This is a genomic window from Micromonospora sp. NPDC051925 (genome assembly GCF_044548625.1).
Classification (GTDB): Bacteria; Actinomycetota; Actinomycetes; order Mycobacteriales; family Micromonosporaceae; genus Micromonospora.
Window position 1 is genome coordinate 292,135 of sequence record NZ_JBIUCH010000006.1, and the last position, 19,073, is coordinate 311,207.

A 19,073-nucleotide genomic window follows, 5' to 3' on the forward strand; every position below is an offset into this window, starting at 1 on the left:
CGGGGCGGGACGGGTGGCCGGTGGACCGCCGCGACGGCCCACCGGCCCGGACCTGCTAGGGCGATCGCGTCATCCCTTCGGTGGGGGATTCGGCCCGCCGAGGTTGCGCCCGGCGACGTAGCCGGCGGCGAAGAGCGCCGCCACCGAGCCGACCAGGCCGACCCCGGCCGCCACGCCGACGACGGTCGCCGGAGTGGCCAGCACCGGCATCCCGCCGACCTGGTTGCGCGCCTTGTCGCTGTGGATCGGGATCGTGGCGAGGGCGGGGTCCGCGTTCACCCTGTTGGCGAGAACGGACATGGATCACCTCCTGACTGGGGGGTACACAGGTTGTCGGGCGACTAGTTCGGCTGTGGCCTGGTGCCCTCGGCCATGTTGCGGGCGATGCCCACCATGTAGCCGGCGTGGAACGCCACGGCGCCGACGGCGACGCCGAGCGCCACCGCCGTCGGGGTGGCGAGCACCGGGGTGAGCCCGGCCAGCCCCTGGGCGGTCCGGTCGGCCTCGGTGAGCTCACCGAACACCTCCAGGGAGATGTCGTTGGTGTGGTCGACAAGTGCGGTCATCTGGTTCACCTCCTCCGAAAGCTCTCAGCCAGTGTGAAGGGCGGCGTGCAGGCCATTCATCTCAGCTAAAATTCCTGAATCGCTAGGATGTCCGAGGGGGTCGCCGCCGTCAACCACGGGAAACGGGGTCCACCCGATCCGGCGAGGGGAGGGCACCAGATGGACCACCCGACCACGGGCACCCTCGCCGAGAAGATCAACAGACTCTTCGAGGTGGTCCGCCGCCCCGACCGGGAGCAGTACCGCAACGAGGAGGTGGCCACCGCCTGCCGCGAGGCCACCGGGGAGAGCTTCTCCACCACGTACCTCTGGCAGTTGCGCAACGGCCGGCGGACCAACCCCACCAAGCGGCACCTGGAGGCCCTCGCCCAGTTCTTCCAGGTGCCGGCGGCGTACTTTTTCGACGACGAGCAGAGCGCGCGGATCGTCGAGGAGTTGGAGCTGCTCGGCGCGCTGCGCGACAGCGCCGTCCGGCAGATCGCGCTGCGTGCGGTCACCCTCTCCCCGGAAGGGCTGGACACCATCAGCGACATGATCGAAGCTATCGGGCGGCGGGAGGCACGCCGGGCCGGGCCGGCCGGCGTGGAGCTGCCCGGGTCCGGTACAGGCGGGCCGGCGGAGCGCGATGGCAGTTGATCGGGACATGTGGCGTCGGTGCCAACGGATCGTCGACGCGCTGTCGATCCCGACGCCGTTCGAGCCGACCCGGTTCGTCGACGCGCTGGCCCACCAGCGGGGCCGGCCGGTCGAGCTGGTGCCGATGCCCGGTGGGGCCAGCCAGTGCGGCGCACTGGTCGCCACCGACCAGGCCGACTACCTCTTCTATGCCACCAGCACCACCCGGCTGCACCAGGAGCACATCCTGTTGCACGAGGTCGGGCACCTGCTCTGCGGCCACGTCGACGACCGCTCGCTGGCCGCCCTGCCCACCCTGCTGCTGCCGAACCTCTCCACCGACCTGGTCCGCCGGGTGCTCGGCCGTTCCGACTACTCGGCCGGCCAGGAGCAGGAGGCCGAGCTGGTCGCCTCGATGATCGCCCAACGCGCCCGTCGGGGCCCGACCGGCGGCGTCGGCCCGGTCACCCCCGAGGTCGCCGACGGGCTGGCCCGGCTCGGCTCGATCTTCGACACCGGCTGACCGGGGCGGGGTGCCTTGCTGACCTGGCTCAACTTCACCGCCCTGGCGCTCGCCGTCGTGGTCGCCGCCTACAAACTCATCCCGGTACGCGGCCGGCGGCGTGCCGCCGGCACCCGGTACCTCTCCGCCTTCTTCCTCTGCATCGGCCTCGGCCTGGCGGTGATGGCCCACCCGGTCCTGATCGCGATCAGCCACGTCGAGCCGGTGCCGAACCTCGGCCGACTGTTCGGCAACGGCCTGGAGATGCTCGCCGCGTACTTCCTCGGCGCGCTCGGTCAGAGCATCGCCCGCCCGGCCGGCACCCGGCGCTGGCTGCGCCGGCACGGTCTCCTGCTGGTCGGCGCGGTCCTGGTGATGGCGGTGCTGCTGGCCAGCGCCGACACCACCTTCACGTTGAACTTCGTCAACGTGTACTCGCGGGACCCGGTGGTCGTCGGCTACCTCGTGGTCTTCTTCAGCTACATCGCGGTCTGCCTGGTCACCTTCATCACCAGCGTGGGCGGCTACCTGCGGCACGTGGCGGCCGGCGTCCTGCGGACCGGGCTGAGCTTCGTGGTCACCGGTGCCGCGCTCGGCATCGTCTGGGCGGCCTGGTCCGGGGTCCGGCCGGTGGTCACCCTCGTCACCGGCCGGTCCCTGGCCACCACGCTGCCCGTCGGCGCCACCCTCGGCTCGGTCTGCATGCTGCTCTGGCTGATCGGGGCGACCCTGACCGCCTGGGGCGACCGGATCACCGCGCCACTGCGTTGGCTGCGTGCGCTACGCCGGCTGCGCCGGATCGACCCGCTCTGGCGGGCGCTGCGGGCCGCGCTGCCGCAGATCGCCCTCAACACCAGTGGCGGCTGGCCGTTGCCCGGCGCGGAGTTCGCGCTCTACCGGCGGGTGATCGAGATCCGTGACGCGCAGTTGACGCTGCGCCCGTACGCCCATCCGGACGTGTTCCGCTGGGTCGGCCCGGCGGCGGACCCGGCCACCGTGGAGGCGGCGGTGATCGCCGCCGCCCTCGTCGGTCACGCGCACGGCCGGGACTACCGTGCCGAGCACCCGTTCCAGGACGTGGACGCCTCGCTGGCCTCGGAGAGCGCCTGGCTGGCCCGGGTGGCCCGGCAGTTCGCCAGCTCGGCGGAGGTGGCCCGGGTCCGTCAACTCGCTGCCGCCGAAGCCACCACCGGCCAGAACGCCGACCAGGCGTAGACCCCCTCGCAGGTGGATGCCCAGTTCGGGGCAGCCGCGACTCGGCGTGTCCACCGATGCGCCAACACAACAGAGCCGGCGGGACAACCGCCCCTGGATCAGAGCAGCGCGTTCTCGTAGGCGTAGATGACGGCCTGGACCCGGTCGCGCAGCCCTAGCTTCGTCAGCAGGTGTGACACATGCGTCTTGACCGTCTGTTCCCCCACGTACAGACGTTTCGCTATCTCGGTGTTGGAGTAGCCGCGGGCCACCTCGAGGAGAATTTCGCGCTCGCGGGTGGTCAGCCGGTCGAGCGCCGGGGGCTTGTCCACGGTTGCCGGGGCGAGGCCGTTGGCGAACCGGGTCACCAGGCGGCGCGTCACTGACGGGTCGATGAGTGCGTCGCCGCGGGCCACGACCCGGATGGCGCCGAGCAACTCCTCGACGGGCATGCTCTTGAGGCAGAACCCGCTGGTCCCGGCGCGCAGGCCCCGGTAGACGTAGCTGTCGTCGTCGTAGGTGGTGAGCAGCATGATGCGGGTGTCGGTGCCGCGTGACAGGACGGTTTCGGCTGCCGTGAGGCCGTCCATCCGGGGCATGCGTACGTCCAGGACGGCGACGTCCGGGCGTAGCCGTTCGATCTCGGTCACGGCGGCCTGCCCGTCGCCGACGTCGCTCACGCATTCGAGGTCGGGCTGGGTCTCCAGGGCATTGCGGAACCCGGAGCGGAAGAACTCGTGGTCGTCGGCGAGCAGGACGCGGATCGCGGTCAACGGGACTCCTGGAGCGGAATGGCTATGCCGGTGCGCCAGGTGCCTGGCGCGTCCGGTAGCGGGCCGATCGTGACGGCTCCACCGAAGATGCCGACCCGGTGGCGGACGCCGTCCAGTCCTCGTCCGGTGCCGGAGTCCGTGCCGGATCGGGGGTTGGTGGTGTTGCTTCCGGTGATCCGGAATTCGCCACCGGTCTGGGTGAGGGCGAGATCGAGGGTGCCGTCGCCGTGGCGCAGGGCGTTGGTGAGAATTTCCTGGACGATGCGGTAGGCCGCGAGGTCCAGCGACTTCGGCAGGGCTCGAGGTGTGACATCGTCCATGGCCAGGTTCACGATGAGACCGGCGCGGCGGCTGCCGTCGATGAGATCGTCGAGACCGTCGAGACCCGGCTGCAGTACCCCGTCGGAGTCGTTACCGTGCAACAGGTCGAGCATGCGGCGCAGGTCGCCGAGCGCGGCCCGGCTCGACGTCTCGACCTGTTCCAGCGATGTCACCGTCCGGTCCTTGACGGCCGGTAGACCCGACGTCATGCCGAGGCGGGCGGCGGCTGCGTGCACACCCACCGCGCTCACGTGGTGGGAGATCGTGTCGTGCAGGTCCCGGGCGATCGTCGCACGTTCGGTTTCGACCGCCCGGGTAAGTGCGAGGTCCGCGTCACGTCGCTGCTCTTCTGCTTCCCGCTGGATGTGCTCGGCCCGGCGGCGGACTTCCGCGATGTAACCGCTGCGACCGGTGGTGTGCCGGCCGAGCAACCAGGGCAGGACCGTGTTGGAGAGGGTGAGCAGGAGGTTCTCGGCGGTCGCGTCGAAGCCCTGGATCGCCTGGGTGACGGTCATGCCCGCGATGAGGGCGGCCAGCGTCGCCCAGGAGCGCCGGCCCTGGACCCAGGCTCCGGCCCGGTACCCGGCGACGGCCAGCCCGGTCGCGTTGCCGATGCCGTCGCGGTCGCCCGTGGCGTCGAACAGCAGGGCGGCGACCCCGACCCGGACGACGGCGTGCACGACCGCCACCGGCCCGGCGGTCCGGGCCGGCAGCGCAAGTGCCAGGTCGGCCAGCAGGATTGCCAGGCCGGCGATCCAGCTGGCCGGGTGGGGCGGGCTCTGCGACAGCTTGAGCAGGAATGGGGCGCCATCGCAGATCACGCAGCCGATCGCGATCAGCAGCGATTGCCGGCGCAGCGCGGCGTTTTCGTCGCCTTCGTCACGCATGACGCCCCCTTTCCGTATCGGTCGGTCAGCCTTTCGCGTCGCGGATGAACTTGATGATCTCGTTCACCCCTTCCGTGGTACAGGCCGGGGTGTGTCCCGCGCCGGCGATTACCTTGTGCGTCGCGTGCGGGAACTGCGCGGCGGCGGCGTCACCGGATTCGATCGGGGTGTTCGCGTCGAGGTCACCACTGAGTACCAGGACCGGCACGTCGGGCATCGTGGCGCCGGGCGCGAACGGGGGCTGCGCGGTTTCGTCGTTCGGCCAGCGCAGGCAGGCACCGGTGTCGTAGTCCGCCCGAGTGACCCACGCTACAGCGGAGAACGGCGCGAAGTCGGCGCTAATCAGCTTCGCCTGGACCGCAGCGTACTGTCGGGTGCGCTTCGCGACCGGGTCGGCGTAATCGAAGTCACGCAGGTAGTCGTGGCAGGTGACGGCCCAGGACTGCGCGTCCGACAGGATGGCGGCGCCGTAGGAGTAGTTGTCGGCCAGCGCGATCAGACTGTCCCGCACCAGAGCGCGTACCGGGGTGAGATTGCCGCGGCGCGCGGCGGCGGCGGCGTTCGCCAGGGCGAGTTCGACCTTGGTGTCCGGGCGGCTGGAGTAGACCCTGCCGGCCACCGACGTCATCTGCCACTCGTCCAGGGTGACCCGGTGCTTGACGCCGTCGTAGGTGATGTCGAGCTTTTCCGGGCTTTTGCGCAGCCGCTTCATCAGTGCGGCCAGATCGGAGATCACACGGTCGCCGTTGCATTCGCCGGTCCGCTCGCAGACCAGCCGGACTGCTCGCCGAAACGCGACAGCGTTGACCTCGCCGACGGAGTCGACATTGATCGCGTACGCGCCGGCCATGCTGACAGTGCGCACGTGCTGCGGGTACCGCTGAGCGTAGGTAGCCATCAGATAGGTGCCGTACGAGATGCCGAGCAGGTCGAGGCGGCTCAGACCCAGTGTCGCCCGCACGGCGTCGACGTCGTCGGCGACCGCGATGCTTGTGTAGTCGGACACGGCATCGCCGAGCTGTTCACCGCACTCACCGATCAACTGACGCTGTTCGGGCAAGGAAACGAACACCCGGGTCGGACCATCGAGCGCCGCGCAGGTCAGCGGGGTCGAGCGGCCGACCCCGCGGGTGTCGATCAGCAGCAGGTCACGACGGTCGAGCAGTGGTTCGAGGGACTCGGCGAACTGCTGGCCGGCCAGGTCGATGGTGGACGAGCCGGGACCGCCCGGGTTCGGCACGATGGTGCCCAGTCCCGGTTGCGACGTGTCGGTGTGCGGCACCAGCGCGAACCCGATGTCGATCGTGCCCTTGCCGGGGTCGGCGCGGTCCCGGGGCACAGTGATCTGCCCGCAACCCGCGGTCGGCAGGCTGGGCAACTCCGGGCACTCGGCCAGGGCCTGCACGGTTTCGGTGGAGGCCGTCAGCGTGGTCCGGGCGTCGACCCCGGCCACGGGTGCGGTGGCGCATCCGGTGGCGACCGCGGTCACCGCCAGCAGGGCTTCGGCGAATCGTGTCTTCTTCATGAGGTTCCTCTGCGTCCGTGACCTGTCGGGCTGACGAGATCCATCCTCGGCGTGCCCGGCGGCCGCGTCTTCCATCGACGGCGGGAGCTCTCCTCCCTCCGACGGGTGAGACGCAGACCCCCTTTGGCGTGAGGATTCCCGGCCGCGACATCGACAGGCTGAGGCGGTGAATCCCAAGGAGTCCCTGAATCAGGCCGTGGCCCGGTGGAGCATTTCTCGTCCGTGGACGGCCGTCAGCGATGGACTACCACGTCTTCGTGCTCACCCGGATCCGGGAAACTGGTCGCCGACGGGCTGCCGACCCGCGCCGCCGTCGCCCGCGGCATCACCGAATCCGCCGGAACCGTCACCAGCGCAGCCGTGATCATGGTCTCCGTGTTCAGCATCTTCATCCTGGGCCACGGAGTGGAGTTCAAACAGCTCGGCGTCGGCCTCTCCACCGCGGTCCTGATCGACGCTCTGGTCAGCCGCGCGCCGGTGCTCCCCGCCGCACTGAGCCTGCTCGGCCACTGCACCTGGTGGCCGTCCCGGCCGCAGCCGACTCATCCCACCGGGGCCGCCACCGACACCTCCGTCGGAGGGAACGCCGCCGGCAGTACCGGCGGCGTCGACGCAACGGCTCCACTCCCGTACGGACCGGCGGACCGCCCTGCCGGTTCGTCGCCGGCACGGGACGTGGCCGCGCCCTGCGGGTCGTCAGTGCGTCTGCGGGACCGGGGGGAAGTGTGGCCGCAGGTCGGCGGCCAGGATCCGGTCGAGCAGCCGGTCCGGCACGATCCGGGACACCCTGGTCATCAGGGCGGCGTCGCGCCCGATCGTGTACCGGGTTCGCGGCCGGCGAGCGGTCACCGCCTTCACGATCACCTCGGCGGCGTCCTCGGCGGACTGGCCGTTCCTGGTGAACGCCGCAGCGTGCGCCATGACCGCCTGCAGCAACGGACCGTAGCGGTCGGTCTGCTCCGGGGACAGGCCCTCGGCGAGCCGGGTCGCCGTGGCGGTGCCGCGATCGGCCATCGCCGTACGGACGCCGCCGGGCTCGACCACGACCACCTGGACGCCCTGCGGGGCCAGTTCCCGGCGCAGCGCATCGCTGACGGCCTCCAGGGCGAACTTGGTGCCGGCGTAGGCGCCGTACGCCGGAAGTGCGACCCGACCGCCCACCGAGCTGATGTTGACCACCCGGCCGGACCCACGGCGCAGCGCGGGAAGAAGTGCCTGGGTGACGGCGATGTGGCCGAACAGGTTGACCTCGAACTGCCACCGCCACTCGTCCATCGGCAGCGTCTCGACCGGCGCGTTCACCGCGATGCCGGCGTTGTTGACCAGCGCGTGCAGGGTGGTCACCCGGGCGGCGACGGCCTCGATCTGCGCGGGGCGGGTGATGTCGAGCAGCACCGGCTCGATGCCGGGCGCCCGGGGAGCGTCACCCTCCCGCCGGACACCGGCCAGGACGTGGAAGCCTCGGTGGGCGAGTGCGCGGGCGGTGGCGGCACCCATGCCGGTGGAAGCCCCGGTCACGAGGATGGTCTGCGGCTTTTCGGTTGACGTTGTCACCTGAACGACGGTAGGCGATTCGGATGACAACGTCAACCGTAGAATGGCGGACATGATCAGCCGCGTGGATTCCGCCGCCGCCACCCGCCGCGACCTCCTCGCCGCCGCCGCCGAACTGCTCGACCAGGGCGGGCCCGAGGCGGTGACGCTGCGCGAGGTGGGCGCGCGGGCCGGGCTGAGCCGCGGTGCGCCCTACCGGCACTTCGCGGACAAGGAGAGCCTGCTCACCGAGATCGCCGCCGCAGCCTGGGACCGCATCGGTGACGCCGTGCGCGGCCTGCGCGTCGACCCGGAACGCCCGGCCGAGGACAAGCTGCGGGAGGCGCTGACCGGACTGATCGCGGTCGGGCGGCGGCAACCGCACCTGTACCGGCTGATGTTCACCACCCCGGCCGGTGATCCGTCCGTGCTGATCCGGGCGGCGGAACGCAGCCAGGACGAGTTCCTGGCGATCGTCACGGAGCTGACCGGGGCGGCGGACGCGTACCGGTTCGGGGCGCTGCTGATGACCGGGGTGCACGGGATCATCGGGATGGAGCTGAGTGGTCACCTCACCGTGGAGAAATGGCGGATCTCGGCGGAGGAACTGGTCGACACCCTGATCGGGCTGCTGGGAAACCGGGGCTGATACTCCAGCCGTAGCTCTGTGATCTGGAGTATCGCCAGCTCATCGGCACGATTCGTGCCGAGCCGTCAGGTGATCAGCCCGACCAGTGTGATCAGCGCGCTACCGGCGGGCGGCAGCGCTGCGTTGGCGTGCCGATTCGTAGAGTACGACGGTCGCGGCGGCCGCCGCGTTCAGGGAGCTGGCCGCCCCGGACATCGGAACCCGGACGAGCTGGTCGCAGGCCTCACGCCAGCCGACGCTGAGACCGGTGGTCTCGTTGCCGATCAGGGTCAGCGTGGGTTGCGTGAAGTCGTACTCGGCGGCATCCAGTGCGCCGTGCTCATCGGCACCCGCGATGACGACGCCGACGCCGTCGGCACGCACGTCGGCGACCCAGGACAGCACGGCCTGGTGTGCGGGCGCCCGGACCACGGGCAGAGCGAATAGCGAGCCGGTGCTCGCCCGCACCGCCTTCGGGTCGTACACATCGGCAGCATGGCCGGTGACGATGACGCCGGACGCGCCGAAGGCGTCTGCGGACCGGATGAGCGTCCCGATGTTGCCAGGGCTGGTGGGCCGGTCGAACACGACGGTGAGCATGGTCGGCCCGGCCGGGATGCGGCACAGGTCGTCCTCCGGTAGCGCGACCACGGCCAGCAGCTCCGGCACCGTGTCCGCCTTGCCGCCCAGCTCATACATCAGTTCACGGGAGACGGCGTACCTCTCGGCCCGGACGGTGTCCAGGGCTTCGCGTGCCCAGCCGGACAGCTGGACGTCGGCGTCGTAGAGCAGCTCTCGGACCTGCCAGCCGTGTTCGATGGCCATGGCGATCGGGCGCACGCCCTGCACGAGGAATTCGCCGCGACGCTGCCGCTTGGTCCGATTGCGGAGCAGAGCCTCCCACTGCTGGAATCGCGCGTTGCGGCCACTCACCCGCACCCTCACCGTTGTCCCCGCCTCCCCCGTACCTCAAGCGCGGGGGTGTCCTGCCCGAGTCCTCGGCGAATCGCGATCTCCACGGGCGAGTACGCACCGTCGGCCCGTTCCAGTTCGTACGGCGCGGCCGGCATCAGCGGCGGCTGGGCCATGAAGCGCGGCCGCGTCCCGTGGTGCGGTTGCGCCGAGTGCACCAGGAACGGATGGCAGAGGAAGACATCACCCGGGGATCCGGTGGCCAGGGCGAGTGGCCGGTGGTCGGACGCCGCCACCAGCTCGGGCGCGATGTCCAGCCCGCTCGCCCCGTCCTCCCCGTACTTCTCCAGCACCTTCGGCACGTCGAGGTGTGAGCCGACCCGGATCCGGGTCGGGGCGTCCTCTGCACCGACCTCGCTGAACAGGAACAGCATCAGCAGCGCCCGGCCCTGGGAGCGAAGATTCGTGAAGTACCAGTTCGCCCCCTCCGGCAGATAGCTGCCCTCGATGTGCCAGCCCGCATCGTTCGGCTCGTCCTTGTGCGGGAAGCGCAACGGGAAGGTGCCCAGTGAGTAGCGCGGCTCCCAGCGTCCCGCGCCGACGAGCAGGTCGTACGCGTGATGGAGGAACGGAGAATTGGGTGCGGCGGCGAACGGACCCTGCGCCATGCCGGGCACCCAGTGCACGGGCTGCGTCCAGGTGGCCGGGTCGTCCGGGTCGCAGCCGGTTTCCCGCCACAGCAGCCGCGCGCAGTCCGCGGCCACGCGCGGTGCGACGGCACCCGCCAACTTCACGAAGCCGTCGCGAAGGAACCGGGATACCAGTGTCGTGTCGTCCATACACCCATCGTGTGGTGGCACCGATCCCGATCACCCGACACTTTCCGCTCCGCTTCCGTCGGGTCTGCCGCAACAGCGCTGGTCACGATACGGAGGCCCTGTCACACAGCACTGCAGCTCAGGTTCCGCCCAACTGTCGAAGGGAGCGAACGTATGGAAACCCGCATCCTCGACCGTCCCGCGTTCCGGCTCGTGGGGCACGCTGCCCGGGTTCCACTGATCCACCGAGGCATCAACCCGTACATTCAGCGGCACATCGCTGCGCTGCCGGCAGAGGAGCACCTGCGCTTGGGGACACTCGGCGATGTTGAGCCGGGTGGCCTGCTCGCGGTCTGCGACGACCTCGACGCGGACTTCGACGAAGGCAGCGAGCTGACCTACTTGCACGGGGTGGCCGTGTCCCCGAGCACGCCGGTCCCGGGCGACCTCGACGTCATCGAGGTCCCGGCGGGCCGCTGGGTGGTCATCCGGCCGTGGGGGGCCCGTATCCGCAGACCCTGCAGAAGACCTGGGCCACGGCCGCAGCCGAGTGGTTTCCCTTCAACCCGTGGCGGCTGCGGCCGGGCCCGGAGATCGTCGCGGTGCCCGAGCCGACGGACGACCTCAGCACCGTGACCCGCGAGCTCTGGCTGCCGGTCGAGCCGGCGTAGCGACCGGGTGGAACATCCGGGTGCCCGCATTCATCTCGCCGGGCAGCGCCGTCAGCACAGCGTCCCGCAACGTCTGGCACCTGCGGCACCGGAACGGGCGGCGCGGTGCGCATCGTCCCGGACGCCCTGCGCGTCTCGATCACCCGAGTTCCCGCAGCATGGCGTACGCCGCAGGCTCGGCCGGCGAACCTGACATCTTCCTCACTTCCGCTCGACAGGCTTGCCCCGGCCCGCCGGGAGGCTGGCCGCCGTGGCCCGGGATCGTCCCGGGTCGATCGGATGGAAGGGCAATGCCATGCGAAGGAGTCGGGCGCTGTTGGTGAGTGCCGTCATGCTGGTCGCGCTCTCGGCCTGTGGGGCGACGGAGGAGAAGCAGCAGACGGAGGACGGCGCGGCGCAGGTGGCCACCTTGACCAGTCCCGAGCCGGAACGGAGCGGGTCGGCGGAGCCGAAGGAACGACGTCCGCGCGAGCGGCTCGACACCACGGCGGAGGAGTTCCAGGCGATGCTCGGGCCGTACAACGCGTGCCTGCGGGAGCAGGGTTTCAAGAGCGGCAAGACCGGTGCCGCTGGCGGTGACGACGCGCTGCGGCCGACCAACAAGAAGGAGATGGAAGAGTTCGAGGCGGCGAACCGGATCTGTGAGCCACAGTTCTATCCGCTGCCGCCCTGGGAGAAGGACCCGGCCAACCCGGAGGCCCGGGACTTCGCGCTCGGCGTGATGAGGTGCCTCAAGGCCAAGGGGGTCAAGTACGTGGAGGTCGCCGAGGACGGCGTCTCCCTGGCCTTCGGCGGTGACCAGAACGACTCCCGCTCGATCAGCCTGGGCCTGGACCTCGCTCCCGAGTGCGAGCGCAAGGTGGCCGCCGAGTCGAAGTGACCCGGGACGAACACCGAGCGCGGCGGCCGGGGATCCGGCCGCCGCGCTCGTTCGTCCCACCCTTCGTCGCCGCGTGGCGGCGCGGGGCCGGCTTCGTCGCCGCTGGTCAGCTCAGCCGGCGGCGAGGGCCTGCGTCGGGGGTAGGCGAGCCGCGCGGACACACGGGTAGACACCGGCGAGCACTCCGATCACGACGGCCCCGCCCACCCCGAGGGTCGCCGATTCGCCCGGTACCACCAGCGGCCAGCCCTGCCAGGTCGCGTACCCGACGGTGGTGAGCAGACCCAACGCCGTGCCGACCAGTCCGCCGAGCGCCGCCAGCACCACCGACTCGGTCAGGAACTGACCTCGGATCTGTCCCCGGGTCGCACCGAGCGCCCGCCGCAGGCCGATCTCGGCACGCCGTTCCAGGACCGAGACGACCATCGTGTTGGCCACCCCGATCCCACCGACGAGCAGGGCGACTCCGGCCAGGGCCAGGAAGAGCACGGAGAAGCTGCCCGCGGTGGCCCGCTTGGCGGCCAACGCGTCCGAGGGACGGCTCACCACCACCTGGCCGGGTCGCTCCGGTGAGATCGTTGCTGCCAGTACCCCCCGGACCACCTCCAGCTGTGACTCCTCGCAGCGCACGTAGATCACCGTCGGGTGACCGTCGAAGCGCAACTCGCTGCGGGCCGCCTCCCATCCGATCAGCACCGACCGGTCGATGTCCGGTGACAGCGGAGTCTCGGCCAGGACGCCGACCACGGTGAACCGCCGGTCGGCGATCATCACCTGCGGCGCGGGCTGCCCGGTGGGCAGGTCGACGATGCCGAGCCGGGTGGCGGCGACCGAACCGAGCACGACGGTGGGAAAGTTCGCCGTGGCCGGGTTCAGCCAACTGCCGGCCCGGATCCGGGCGTTGATCGTGGGCAGCAGGTCCAGGCGGCTGGCGAGTACGGTGAGGCCGGCGCCGTCCCGGGGGTCGAGGCGGTCGTTCCGGCGTACCACGGTGTGGGTGTTGCCGACCGCGCTGACCGCCGTGACCGGCCCGATGCGCTGGACCATCCCCACTGCCGATTCCGGCAGCCGGGTCGGTGGATCGCGGTCCGGCGCGGCCATCGCCTGAAGGGTGTTCGTGCCGAGCGCGGTCAACTCCGCCAGCAGCGCGGCCTGGCTGGACGCCGGGATGCCGGTCACCACGATCATCGTGGCGATGCCGATCGCGATGCCTAGCGCCGACAGCACCGCCCGCAAAGGACGGGTCCGCAGGCCCGTCAACCCGAGCGCGAGCAGGTCCGGCACGGCCAGGCGGACCGGCCGTGGTGCCCCGTCGATCCGCCCGGTCACCGGTCCGCCGCCATGGCGTGGGCCGGTGGCCAGGTAGCTGGTCCGGCCTCGTCGCGAACCAGTCGCCCGTCGCGGATCTCGACCCGCCGGGGCAGGGCCGCGGCGATGTCGCGGTCGTGGGTGATCAGCACGATGGTGGTGCCTTCCTCGTTGAGCCGGCGCAGCAGCCGCAGCACGGACTGCCCGGTGGCGGTGTCCAGCGCGCCGGTGGGTTCGTCGGCCAGGACCAGCGAAGGGCGGTTGGCCAGGGCGCGGGCGATCGCGACGCGCTGCTTCTCGCCACCGGAGAGCTGCCGTGGGCGGTGCCCGGTGCGGTGCGCCAGGCCGACCCGGGCCAGGGCCCGCATGGCGTGATCCCGCCGCTGCCGACGTGGTACCCCGGCGTAGAGCAGGCCGGCGGCGACATTGTCGAGCGCGCTCAGACCGTCGGCGAGGTGGAACTGCTGGAAGACGAAGCCGATCTCCCGGGCCCGCAGCGCCGACAGCCGCCGGTCGGCCAGCGTCGCGACGTCCTGACCGGCGATATGGACGGTTCCCGAGGTGGGGCGGTCCAGCGTACCGATGATGTTGAGCAGGGTCGACTTGCCCGACCCGGACGGTCCGACGATGGCCACCAGTTCCCCGGCGGCGACATCCAGGCTCACCCCGGCCAACGCGGTGACCCCACCCGGATAGACCATGGACGCGTCGCGGACCGAGAGCACGGGCCGGTCCCTCACGCGGGCACCACCAGCTCGACGCCCTCGGTCAGCCCGTCGCCGGTGATCTCGACCCAGCCGTCGGCGAACATGCCGGTGCGCACCGCGACCAGTCCGCTGGGCGTCTGGACCGCGTAGCCGCCCTCGCGCAGCGCCACCAGCGCCTCGACCGGCGCGACCAGCACGCCAGCGGCGGTACGCCCGGCGAAGTGCACCTGCACCTCGCCGGAGTCGATGTCGGCGATGGTCTGCGCCTTGTCGACGGCGACCGTCACGGTCAGTAGCTGTGGGCCGCTGGCGGGGCCGGCCTCGGCGGCGACGAGTTCTCGGCCAACGGAGAGGACACGGGCGGGAACTTTGCGGTCGTCGGGCAGTGTGACCGTGACCTTGTCGCCTCGCTTGATCGCGGCGGCCTCGGCGGGTTGGGCCTCGACCGTGATCACCTTGCGGACGGAGGTCACCGTCAGCAGTGGCGCGTTCGCCGGGCCGCCGGGCTGCCCGGTGATCGAGTCCACCCGGACCGCCCCACTGGAGACCTCGACGTGCCCCACCGCAATCGTGCCGGTCGCGGGCACCCCGAGGTCGGTCTGCCACCGCTTGATCGCCGTGATCAGGGCTGCGGTGAGAACGCCCTCGCCGCTGCGTAGCCGCTGAGGTGCGCCGGCGGTGGTGCCCTGAGTCGGCGACGACGTCACCCGTTCGCCGGGCGACGGCTGCCGCCCGGTCGGGTAGCCGAGCGCGCTGAGGTTCTCCGCGACGATCCGTACGTCCCGGCCGACCAGATTCAGTCCGGTGATGTCGCGGTACATCGGCATACTGCCGTAGAAGAGCACGACCGGGCGGTCGTCGGCCCGGAACAGTTGACCACCCCGCTTGATCGTGACGCCGGCCTGCGGCAACCAGGTCACCGTCGCCGCCAGGTGCCCGGACAGCGGCCGGGCCGTGCCGAATCCGATGGTGCCGGGCAGCGTCTTGGTGGTGGAGAGATCCCGACGCTCGACCGGTGCGGTCGCCACGGCGGCCGTCTGCTGCGGCTGCGGCTCGGCGGCCCGGTGCCGGGTCACCGCGATCGCGGTCCCGACCGCCAGTCCCGCCGTCACCAGCCCCACGGCGAGCCAGCGGACCGTGACGCGCCGCCGCCCCGGTGGGTCGGGAACACGCGGGATGATCTCGGTCGGGTCGTCATGCTTCGGATGCATGCCGACGAGGGTGTCCAGCAGCCGTTAGGAACCTGTCAGGTATCGCTTCCGAATCCCTGTCGGCGGGATTCGACACCTATCATCGCCGCCATGTGCGCGCAGGTTCTGGTCGCCGACGACGATCCCCGTCAGGCCGAGGTGGTACGCCGGTATCTGACCGCCGAGGGCCACGGTGCCGTGGTGGTGCACGACGGCCGGGCGGCGCTGGACACGGCTCGGCGGCTCCGGCCCGACCTGCTGGTGCTGGATGTGATGATGCCGGAGCTGGACGGCCTGCAGGTGTGCCAGACCCTGCGCCGGGAGTCCGACGTGTTGGTGCTGATGCTGACCGCCCGCACCAGCGAGGGCGATCTGCTGACCGGACTGGAACTCGGCGCCGACGACTACCTGACCAAGCCGTACAGTCCACGGGAGCTGATGGCCCGGGTCCGTACCCTGTTGCGGCGGGCGGGTCGGGGCGCACCCGTGGCGGCCGGGGCCGGGTTGCGGCGGATCGGTCCGATCGAGATCGACACGGCTGCGCACCAGGTGACCGTGGACGGCGTCCGGGTCGCCTGCACCCGGGGTGAGTTCGCCATCCTGGCGGCCATGGCGGAGCAACCGAACCGGGTCTTCACCCGGGCCCAGCTGCTGCACCACACCCACGGCATCGACCGGAACTCGACCGCGCGGACCATCGACGTGCACCTGATGAACCTGCGGCGCAAGATCGAACGCGATCCGCAGCGCCCCGCATGGTTGGTCACCGTGTTCGGCGTCGGCTACAAGCTGACCACGGTCGCGGCGACACCGCAGTGAGTAGCCGGCGGGTGCCGATCCGGCACAGTCTGGTGACCCGGCTACTGGTCACCTCCGTGCTGATCGTGGTCGCCGCCATCGTCGCCACCGCGTGGCTGGCCACCCGGACCGCGACCCGGGCGATCAGCCAGGAACAGGGCCGCTCGCTCGCCGAGAACACCAGCGTGTACGACCTGCTGGTCAGCTACGCCGCCAGCCACCCGGACTGGTCCGACGTGCGGCCGGTGATCGAACGACGCGCCGCCGAGCTGGACCGCCGGATCACCCTGACCACCGAGGACCGGACGGTCATCGCCGACACGTCGTCCGGCCCGTCGCTGCGTACCGCCCGGCCGGCCGCCGTGGTGGACCCGTTGAACCTGGATCTCGGCCTCACCGGTGGCACCGACCGCATCGACCGCCGGGCGGTCGGCCCGTTCCGACTGACCCAGGCCGAACGCGCCGAGTTGCGCGCCCTGGCCGACAAGAAACTGTCCTGCGTACGGGCGTCCGGGTTCGACGCAAGGATCGAGGAGCAGCCCAACGGTCGATCCGAGGTGGTTCTGAACACGCCGGACCCGAGCGGAATGGTGCAGGCCTGTGGTGCGGAGTCCCGTGAGACGACCACCCGTTCCGAGGCGGAGACGTTGCGCTCGCTGGGTCGGATGGCGGCCCGCTGCCTCGACCTGGACGAGAACCGACAGCACCTGGAGGTCCTACCCGACTTCTCGGCGTACGTGGTCGCCGTGGTCGACGGGGAACGGACCAGCCGGCCCGTCCCGGAGGACGCCCTTCGGGCTGACGTGGGAGTGGCCGTCTCGGCCCGGATCAACGGCTGCGTGGAGAAGTCACGACGGACCCTGCTGCAGCCGTACGTGGCCCCGGCCGTGCTGCTGTTCATCACCGCCCCGGACGCCGGCACCGACCAGACCACCTTCACCCTGTCCGGTGAGAACACGGCCCGTATCGTCACGGTGACCGGCGCGGTGCTGGTCGCCACCATCATGGTCACGGTGTTGGTGGGTCGCCGGCTGGTCCGCCCGTTGCGGGCGCTCACCGACGCCGTCGACCGGCAGAGCCCCGCCCCGGTGTCCGCTCCGGACGAGATCGGCCGGCTGGCCCGTGCCCTCAACGACTCGATCCAGCGCCGGGACCGGGCGGAGGCCCAGCGGCGGGCCATGGTCAGCGACGTGGCGCACGAGCTGCGCACCCCACTGACCAACATCCGTAGCTGGCTGGAGGCGGCCCAGGACGATCTCGCCCCGACCGACGCCCAGTTGCTCGGCCTGCTGCACGAGGAGGCGGTGCTGCTCCAGCACATCCTCGACGACCTGACCGACCTGGCCGCCGCGGACGCGGGCACGCTGCGGATCCATCCCGAGCCGACGTACGTACGCGACGTGCTCACCCAGGTGGTGGACAGCCACCGGGGCACGGCGCAGGCGGCCGGCATCGAGCTGAGCATGCAGATCCGCGACGACCCGGTGCTGCCGGCCGACGCGGTGCGACTCCGCCAGATTGTCGGCAACCTGGTTTCCAACGCGATCCGCTACACCCCATCCGGTGGGTCGGTCACCGTCGGTGCCCACGACACCACGATCACCGTACGGGACACCGGCGTGGGCATCGCGGCCGAGAACCTGTCGAAGATCTTCGACAGGTTCTGGCGGGCGGACGAGTCACGCAACCGGGCCACCGGCGGCAGCGGTCTGGGTCTGGCGATCACCCAGCACCTGGTCGAGGCACACGGCGGCACCCTGACTGTGCAGAGCGTCCCCGGTGACGGCAGCCTGTTCACCGTCCGACTGCCCAGGGGCGTGGCGGGTGGGTCAACCCCTGCTGGGTAACGGGAACGGGACTCCTGACAGATCAGCGTGTGTCGAAGCGTCTCCTTGCCCGGTGAGGTCGTCGTCCCGTGTCCGGTCCTGGTCCCCGCCGCCGTCGGCGTTCGTCGGGTTCCGGTTCCCGTCCGAGGTGATTGTCCTGGCGATCCGGTGGTACCTACTGTTCCGTCTCAGTTTTGAGTAGCCGTTTGCTGGAGGGCGACTCGCCACGTCGGACTTTGGCGAGTATCGATTCGGCGGTGGCGGTCCACACGAATGGTTTCGGGTCGTCGTTGTGCACGCGTAGGTACTCCTCGATCGCGGTGATGAGGTCGTCCACGCTGTGGAACACGCCGCGGCGGATCATCTTGTCGGTCAGTGCGGCGAACCAGCGCTCGACCATGTTCAGCCAGGATGAGCTGGTCGGGGTGAAGTGCAGGTGGAAGCGGGGATGCTTGGCCAGCCACGCCTTGACGTTGGGGTGGGTGTGGGTGCCGTAGTTGTTGTCGGCGATCATGTGGATCTGCAGGTTGCGGGGCACCGTGGTGTCGATCGTGCGTAGGAACCGCAGGAACTCGTCGTGGCGGTGCCGGGCGAAGCACTTGCCGATCACCTTGCCCGTCAGCACGTCCAACGCGGCGAACAAGGTGGTGGTGCCGTGCCGCTTGTAGTCGTGGGTCATCGTGCCGGCCCGGCCGGGTTTGAGCGGCAGGCTCGGCTGCGTGCGGTCGAGGGCCTGGATCTGCGACTTCTCGTCCATGCACAACACGACGGCCTTGTCCGGCGGGTTCAGGTACAACCCGACGACGTCGACGAGCTTCTCCTCGAACCGCTTGTCGTTGGACAGCTTGAACGTCTCCACCAGGTGCGGCTTGAGCCCACGCGCGTCCCAGACCCGCTACACCGTCGCCGGACTCACACCGACCTTCGCCGCCATCGACCGGCACGACCAGTGCGTGGCCCCCTCCGGCTTCGAGCGCAGCGTCAACTCCACGATCTGGTCGATCACCGCTTGCGGGATCGACGGCTTACGGCCCCGACCAGCGGCCACCTTGCCCAGATCGGCAAGCCCGCGCTCGGCGAACTCGGCCCGCCACGCCCGAACCGTCATCCGGGTCACCCCGGCCATCACCGCATTATCGGCGTTGGACACCCCGTCCGCGGCGCGCAGCAGCACCTGCGCCCGCCACACCAGCCGATGCTCGACCGTACGCGACCCGGCAAGAGACTCCAGCAGTTCCCGCTGACCTGTTTCGAGCACCAACGGCGCGGCAGCACGTGTCACGCCCAGAGTCTACTAAACGGCTAGCTATTTGCGAAACAGACACTAGCTTGATCTTTAACCCGTCCGTCGTGGCCTCGGGTTATGCGAAGCCTTCGTTTTCTTCGTGCCGCCTATGGCCTTTGTGCTGGTGGCGGCGG

Annotated in this window: 20 protein-coding genes and 3 pseudogenes; 10 read left to right on the forward strand and 13 right to left on the reverse strand. The window is 70.6% G+C overall.

Annotated features, from left to right (window positions below; all coding sequences use genetic code 11):
- Positions 1-69 precede the first annotated feature (69 nt).
- The gene (locus tag ACIG87_RS10710) at positions 70-300 is read right to left on the reverse strand and encodes a hypothetical protein (protein WP_396850091.1); all 231 of its coding nucleotides are present in this window, start codon (positions 298-300) and stop codon (positions 70-72) included.
- A 41-nt stretch (positions 301-341) separates the two neighbouring features.
- A complete protein-coding gene (locus tag ACIG87_RS10715; RefSeq protein ID WP_396850093.1) occupies positions 342-566 on the reverse strand; it encodes a hypothetical protein in 225 nt (74 codons plus the stop codon).
- 159 nt (positions 567-725) lie between these two features.
- Here ACIG87_RS10715 and ACIG87_RS10720 point away from each other — a divergent pair, with 159 nt between their 5' ends.
- The 3 genes from ACIG87_RS10720 to ACIG87_RS10730 are packed head-to-tail and all read left to right on the forward strand — an operon-like array spanning position 726 to position 2,898.
- Positions 726-1,202 (forward strand): XRE family transcriptional regulator, encoded by a 477-nt coding sequence (locus tag ACIG87_RS10720; RefSeq protein WP_396850095.1) that lies wholly within the window; start codon positions 726-728, stop codon positions 1,200-1,202.
- Entirely contained in the window at positions 1,192-1,704 is a 513-nt protein-coding gene (locus ACIG87_RS10725) for a hypothetical protein (protein WP_396850097.1), read from the forward strand. The genes ACIG87_RS10720 and ACIG87_RS10725 overlap by 11 nt, the downstream gene beginning before the upstream one ends.
- 15 nt (positions 1,705-1,719) lie before the next feature.
- Positions 1,720-2,898 carry an MAB_1171c family putative transporter gene (locus ACIG87_RS10730; RefSeq protein WP_396850099.1) on the forward strand — a complete coding sequence of 393 codons (1,179 nt, stop codon included), beginning with the start codon at positions 1,720-1,722 and terminating at the stop codon, positions 2,896-2,898.
- Positions 2,899-2,996: 98 nt separating this feature from the next.
- Here ACIG87_RS10730 and ACIG87_RS10735 read toward each other — a convergent pair whose 3' ends face one another.
- The 4 genes from ACIG87_RS10735 to ACIG87_RS10750 form a co-directional block, all read right to left on the reverse strand.
- Entirely contained in the window at positions 2,997-3,650 is a 654-nt protein-coding gene (locus ACIG87_RS10735) for a response regulator (protein WP_396850101.1), read from the reverse strand.
- Entirely contained in the window at positions 3,647-4,858 is a 1,212-nt protein-coding gene (locus ACIG87_RS10740) for a sensor histidine kinase (protein WP_396850103.1), read from the reverse strand. The genes ACIG87_RS10735 and ACIG87_RS10740 overlap by 4 nt, the downstream gene beginning before the upstream one ends.
- Positions 4,859-4,883: 25 nt before the next feature.
- Positions 4,884-6,458 (reverse strand): alpha/beta hydrolase, encoded by a 1,575-nt coding sequence (locus ACIG87_RS10745; RefSeq protein ID WP_396850104.1) that lies wholly within the window; start codon positions 6,456-6,458, stop codon positions 4,884-4,886.
- A gap of 158 nt (positions 6,459-6,616) precedes the next feature.
- Entirely contained in the window at positions 6,617-6,775 is a 159-nt protein-coding gene (locus tag ACIG87_RS10750) for a hypothetical protein (RefSeq protein ID WP_396850106.1), read from the reverse strand.
- On the opposite strand from ACIG87_RS10750, the pseudogene ACIG87_RS10755 reads away from it, so the two are divergent.
- Positions 6,708-6,854, forward strand: a pseudogene (locus ACIG87_RS10755) (hypothetical protein); the annotation flags it as partial. The gene ACIG87_RS10750 and the pseudogene ACIG87_RS10755 overlap by 68 nt on opposite strands.
- A 225-nt stretch (positions 6,855-7,079) precedes the next feature.
- Here the strand turns inward: ACIG87_RS10755 and ACIG87_RS10760 are convergent.
- Positions 7,080-7,937, reverse strand: a complete 858-nt coding sequence (locus ACIG87_RS10760; protein WP_396850107.1) for an SDR family oxidoreductase — start codon at positions 7,935-7,937, stop codon at positions 7,080-7,082.
- A gap of 52 nt (positions 7,938-7,989) precedes the next feature.
- Between ACIG87_RS10760 and ACIG87_RS10765 the strand changes: the two genes are divergently transcribed.
- Positions 7,990-8,565, forward strand: coding sequence for a TetR/AcrR family transcriptional regulator (locus tag ACIG87_RS10765; RefSeq protein ID WP_396850109.1), 576 nt, complete (start codon positions 7,990-7,992; stop codon positions 8,563-8,565).
- Between the two features lie 99 nt (positions 8,566-8,664).
- Here ACIG87_RS10765 and ACIG87_RS10770 read toward each other — a convergent pair whose 3' ends face one another.
- Together ACIG87_RS10770 and ACIG87_RS10775 are read right to left on the reverse strand one after the other, a co-directional pair.
- Positions 8,665-9,483, reverse strand: a complete 819-nt coding sequence (locus ACIG87_RS10770; RefSeq protein WP_396850147.1) for a TrmH family RNA methyltransferase — start codon at positions 9,481-9,483, stop codon at positions 8,665-8,667.
- A gap of 2 nt (positions 9,484-9,485) precedes the next feature.
- Positions 9,486-10,295 carry a phytanoyl-CoA dioxygenase family protein gene (locus ACIG87_RS10775; RefSeq protein ID WP_396850111.1) on the reverse strand — a complete coding sequence of 270 codons (810 nt, stop codon included), beginning with the start codon at positions 10,293-10,295 and terminating at the stop codon, positions 9,486-9,488.
- Positions 10,296-10,448: 153 nt separating this feature from the next.
- Between ACIG87_RS10775 and ACIG87_RS10780 the strand changes: the two are divergent.
- From ACIG87_RS10780 to ACIG87_RS10790, 3 genes and pseudogenes are all read left to right on the forward strand, one after another.
- Positions 10,449-10,706 (forward strand): annotated as a pseudogene (locus ACIG87_RS10780) (GyrI-like domain-containing protein); the annotation flags it as partial.
- A gap of 62 nt (positions 10,707-10,768) precedes the next feature.
- Entirely contained in the window at positions 10,769-10,945 is a 177-nt protein-coding gene (locus ACIG87_RS10785) for a GyrI-like domain-containing protein (RefSeq protein ID WP_396850150.1), read from the forward strand.
- A 319-nt stretch (positions 10,946-11,264) separates the two neighbouring features.
- Entirely contained in the window at positions 11,265-11,825 is a 561-nt protein-coding gene (locus ACIG87_RS10790) for a hypothetical protein (protein ID WP_396850113.1), read from the forward strand.
- Positions 11,826-11,936: 111 nt separating this feature from the next.
- Here the strand turns inward: ACIG87_RS10790 and ACIG87_RS10795 are convergent, their stop codons facing one another.
- The 3 genes from ACIG87_RS10795 to ACIG87_RS10805 are packed head-to-tail and all read right to left on the reverse strand — an operon-like array spanning position 11,937 to position 15,051.
- Positions 11,937-13,154, reverse strand: coding sequence for an ABC transporter permease (locus tag ACIG87_RS10795; protein ID WP_396850114.1), 1,218 nt, complete (start codon positions 13,152-13,154; stop codon positions 11,937-11,939).
- A complete protein-coding gene (locus ACIG87_RS10800) occupies positions 13,151-13,834 on the reverse strand; it encodes an ABC transporter ATP-binding protein (RefSeq protein ID WP_396850149.1) in 684 nt (227 codons plus the stop codon). The genes ACIG87_RS10795 and ACIG87_RS10800 overlap by 4 nt, the downstream gene beginning before the upstream one ends.
- A 35-nt stretch (positions 13,835-13,869) precedes the next feature.
- Positions 13,870-15,051, reverse strand: a complete 1,182-nt coding sequence (locus tag ACIG87_RS10805) for an efflux RND transporter periplasmic adaptor subunit (RefSeq protein ID WP_396850116.1) — start codon at positions 15,049-15,051, stop codon at positions 13,870-13,872.
- Between the two features lie 90 nt (positions 15,052-15,141).
- On the opposite strand from ACIG87_RS10805, the gene ACIG87_RS10810 reads away from it, so the two are divergent.
- Positions 15,142-15,849: a response regulator gene (locus ACIG87_RS10810; RefSeq protein WP_396850118.1), complete on the forward strand. Its 708-nt coding sequence runs from the start codon at positions 15,142-15,144 to the stop codon at positions 15,847-15,849.
- Between the two features lie 11 nt (positions 15,850-15,860).
- Positions 15,861-17,675, forward strand: coding sequence for a sensor histidine kinase (locus tag ACIG87_RS10815; RefSeq protein ID WP_396850119.1), 1,815 nt, complete (start codon positions 15,861-15,863; stop codon positions 17,673-17,675).
- A gap of 154 nt (positions 17,676-17,829) precedes the next feature.
- On the opposite strand, the pseudogene ACIG87_RS10820 reads toward ACIG87_RS10815, so the two are convergent.
- Positions 17,830-18,936, reverse strand: a pseudogene (locus ACIG87_RS10820) (IS630 family transposase).
- Positions 18,937-19,073 lie beyond the last annotated feature (137 nt).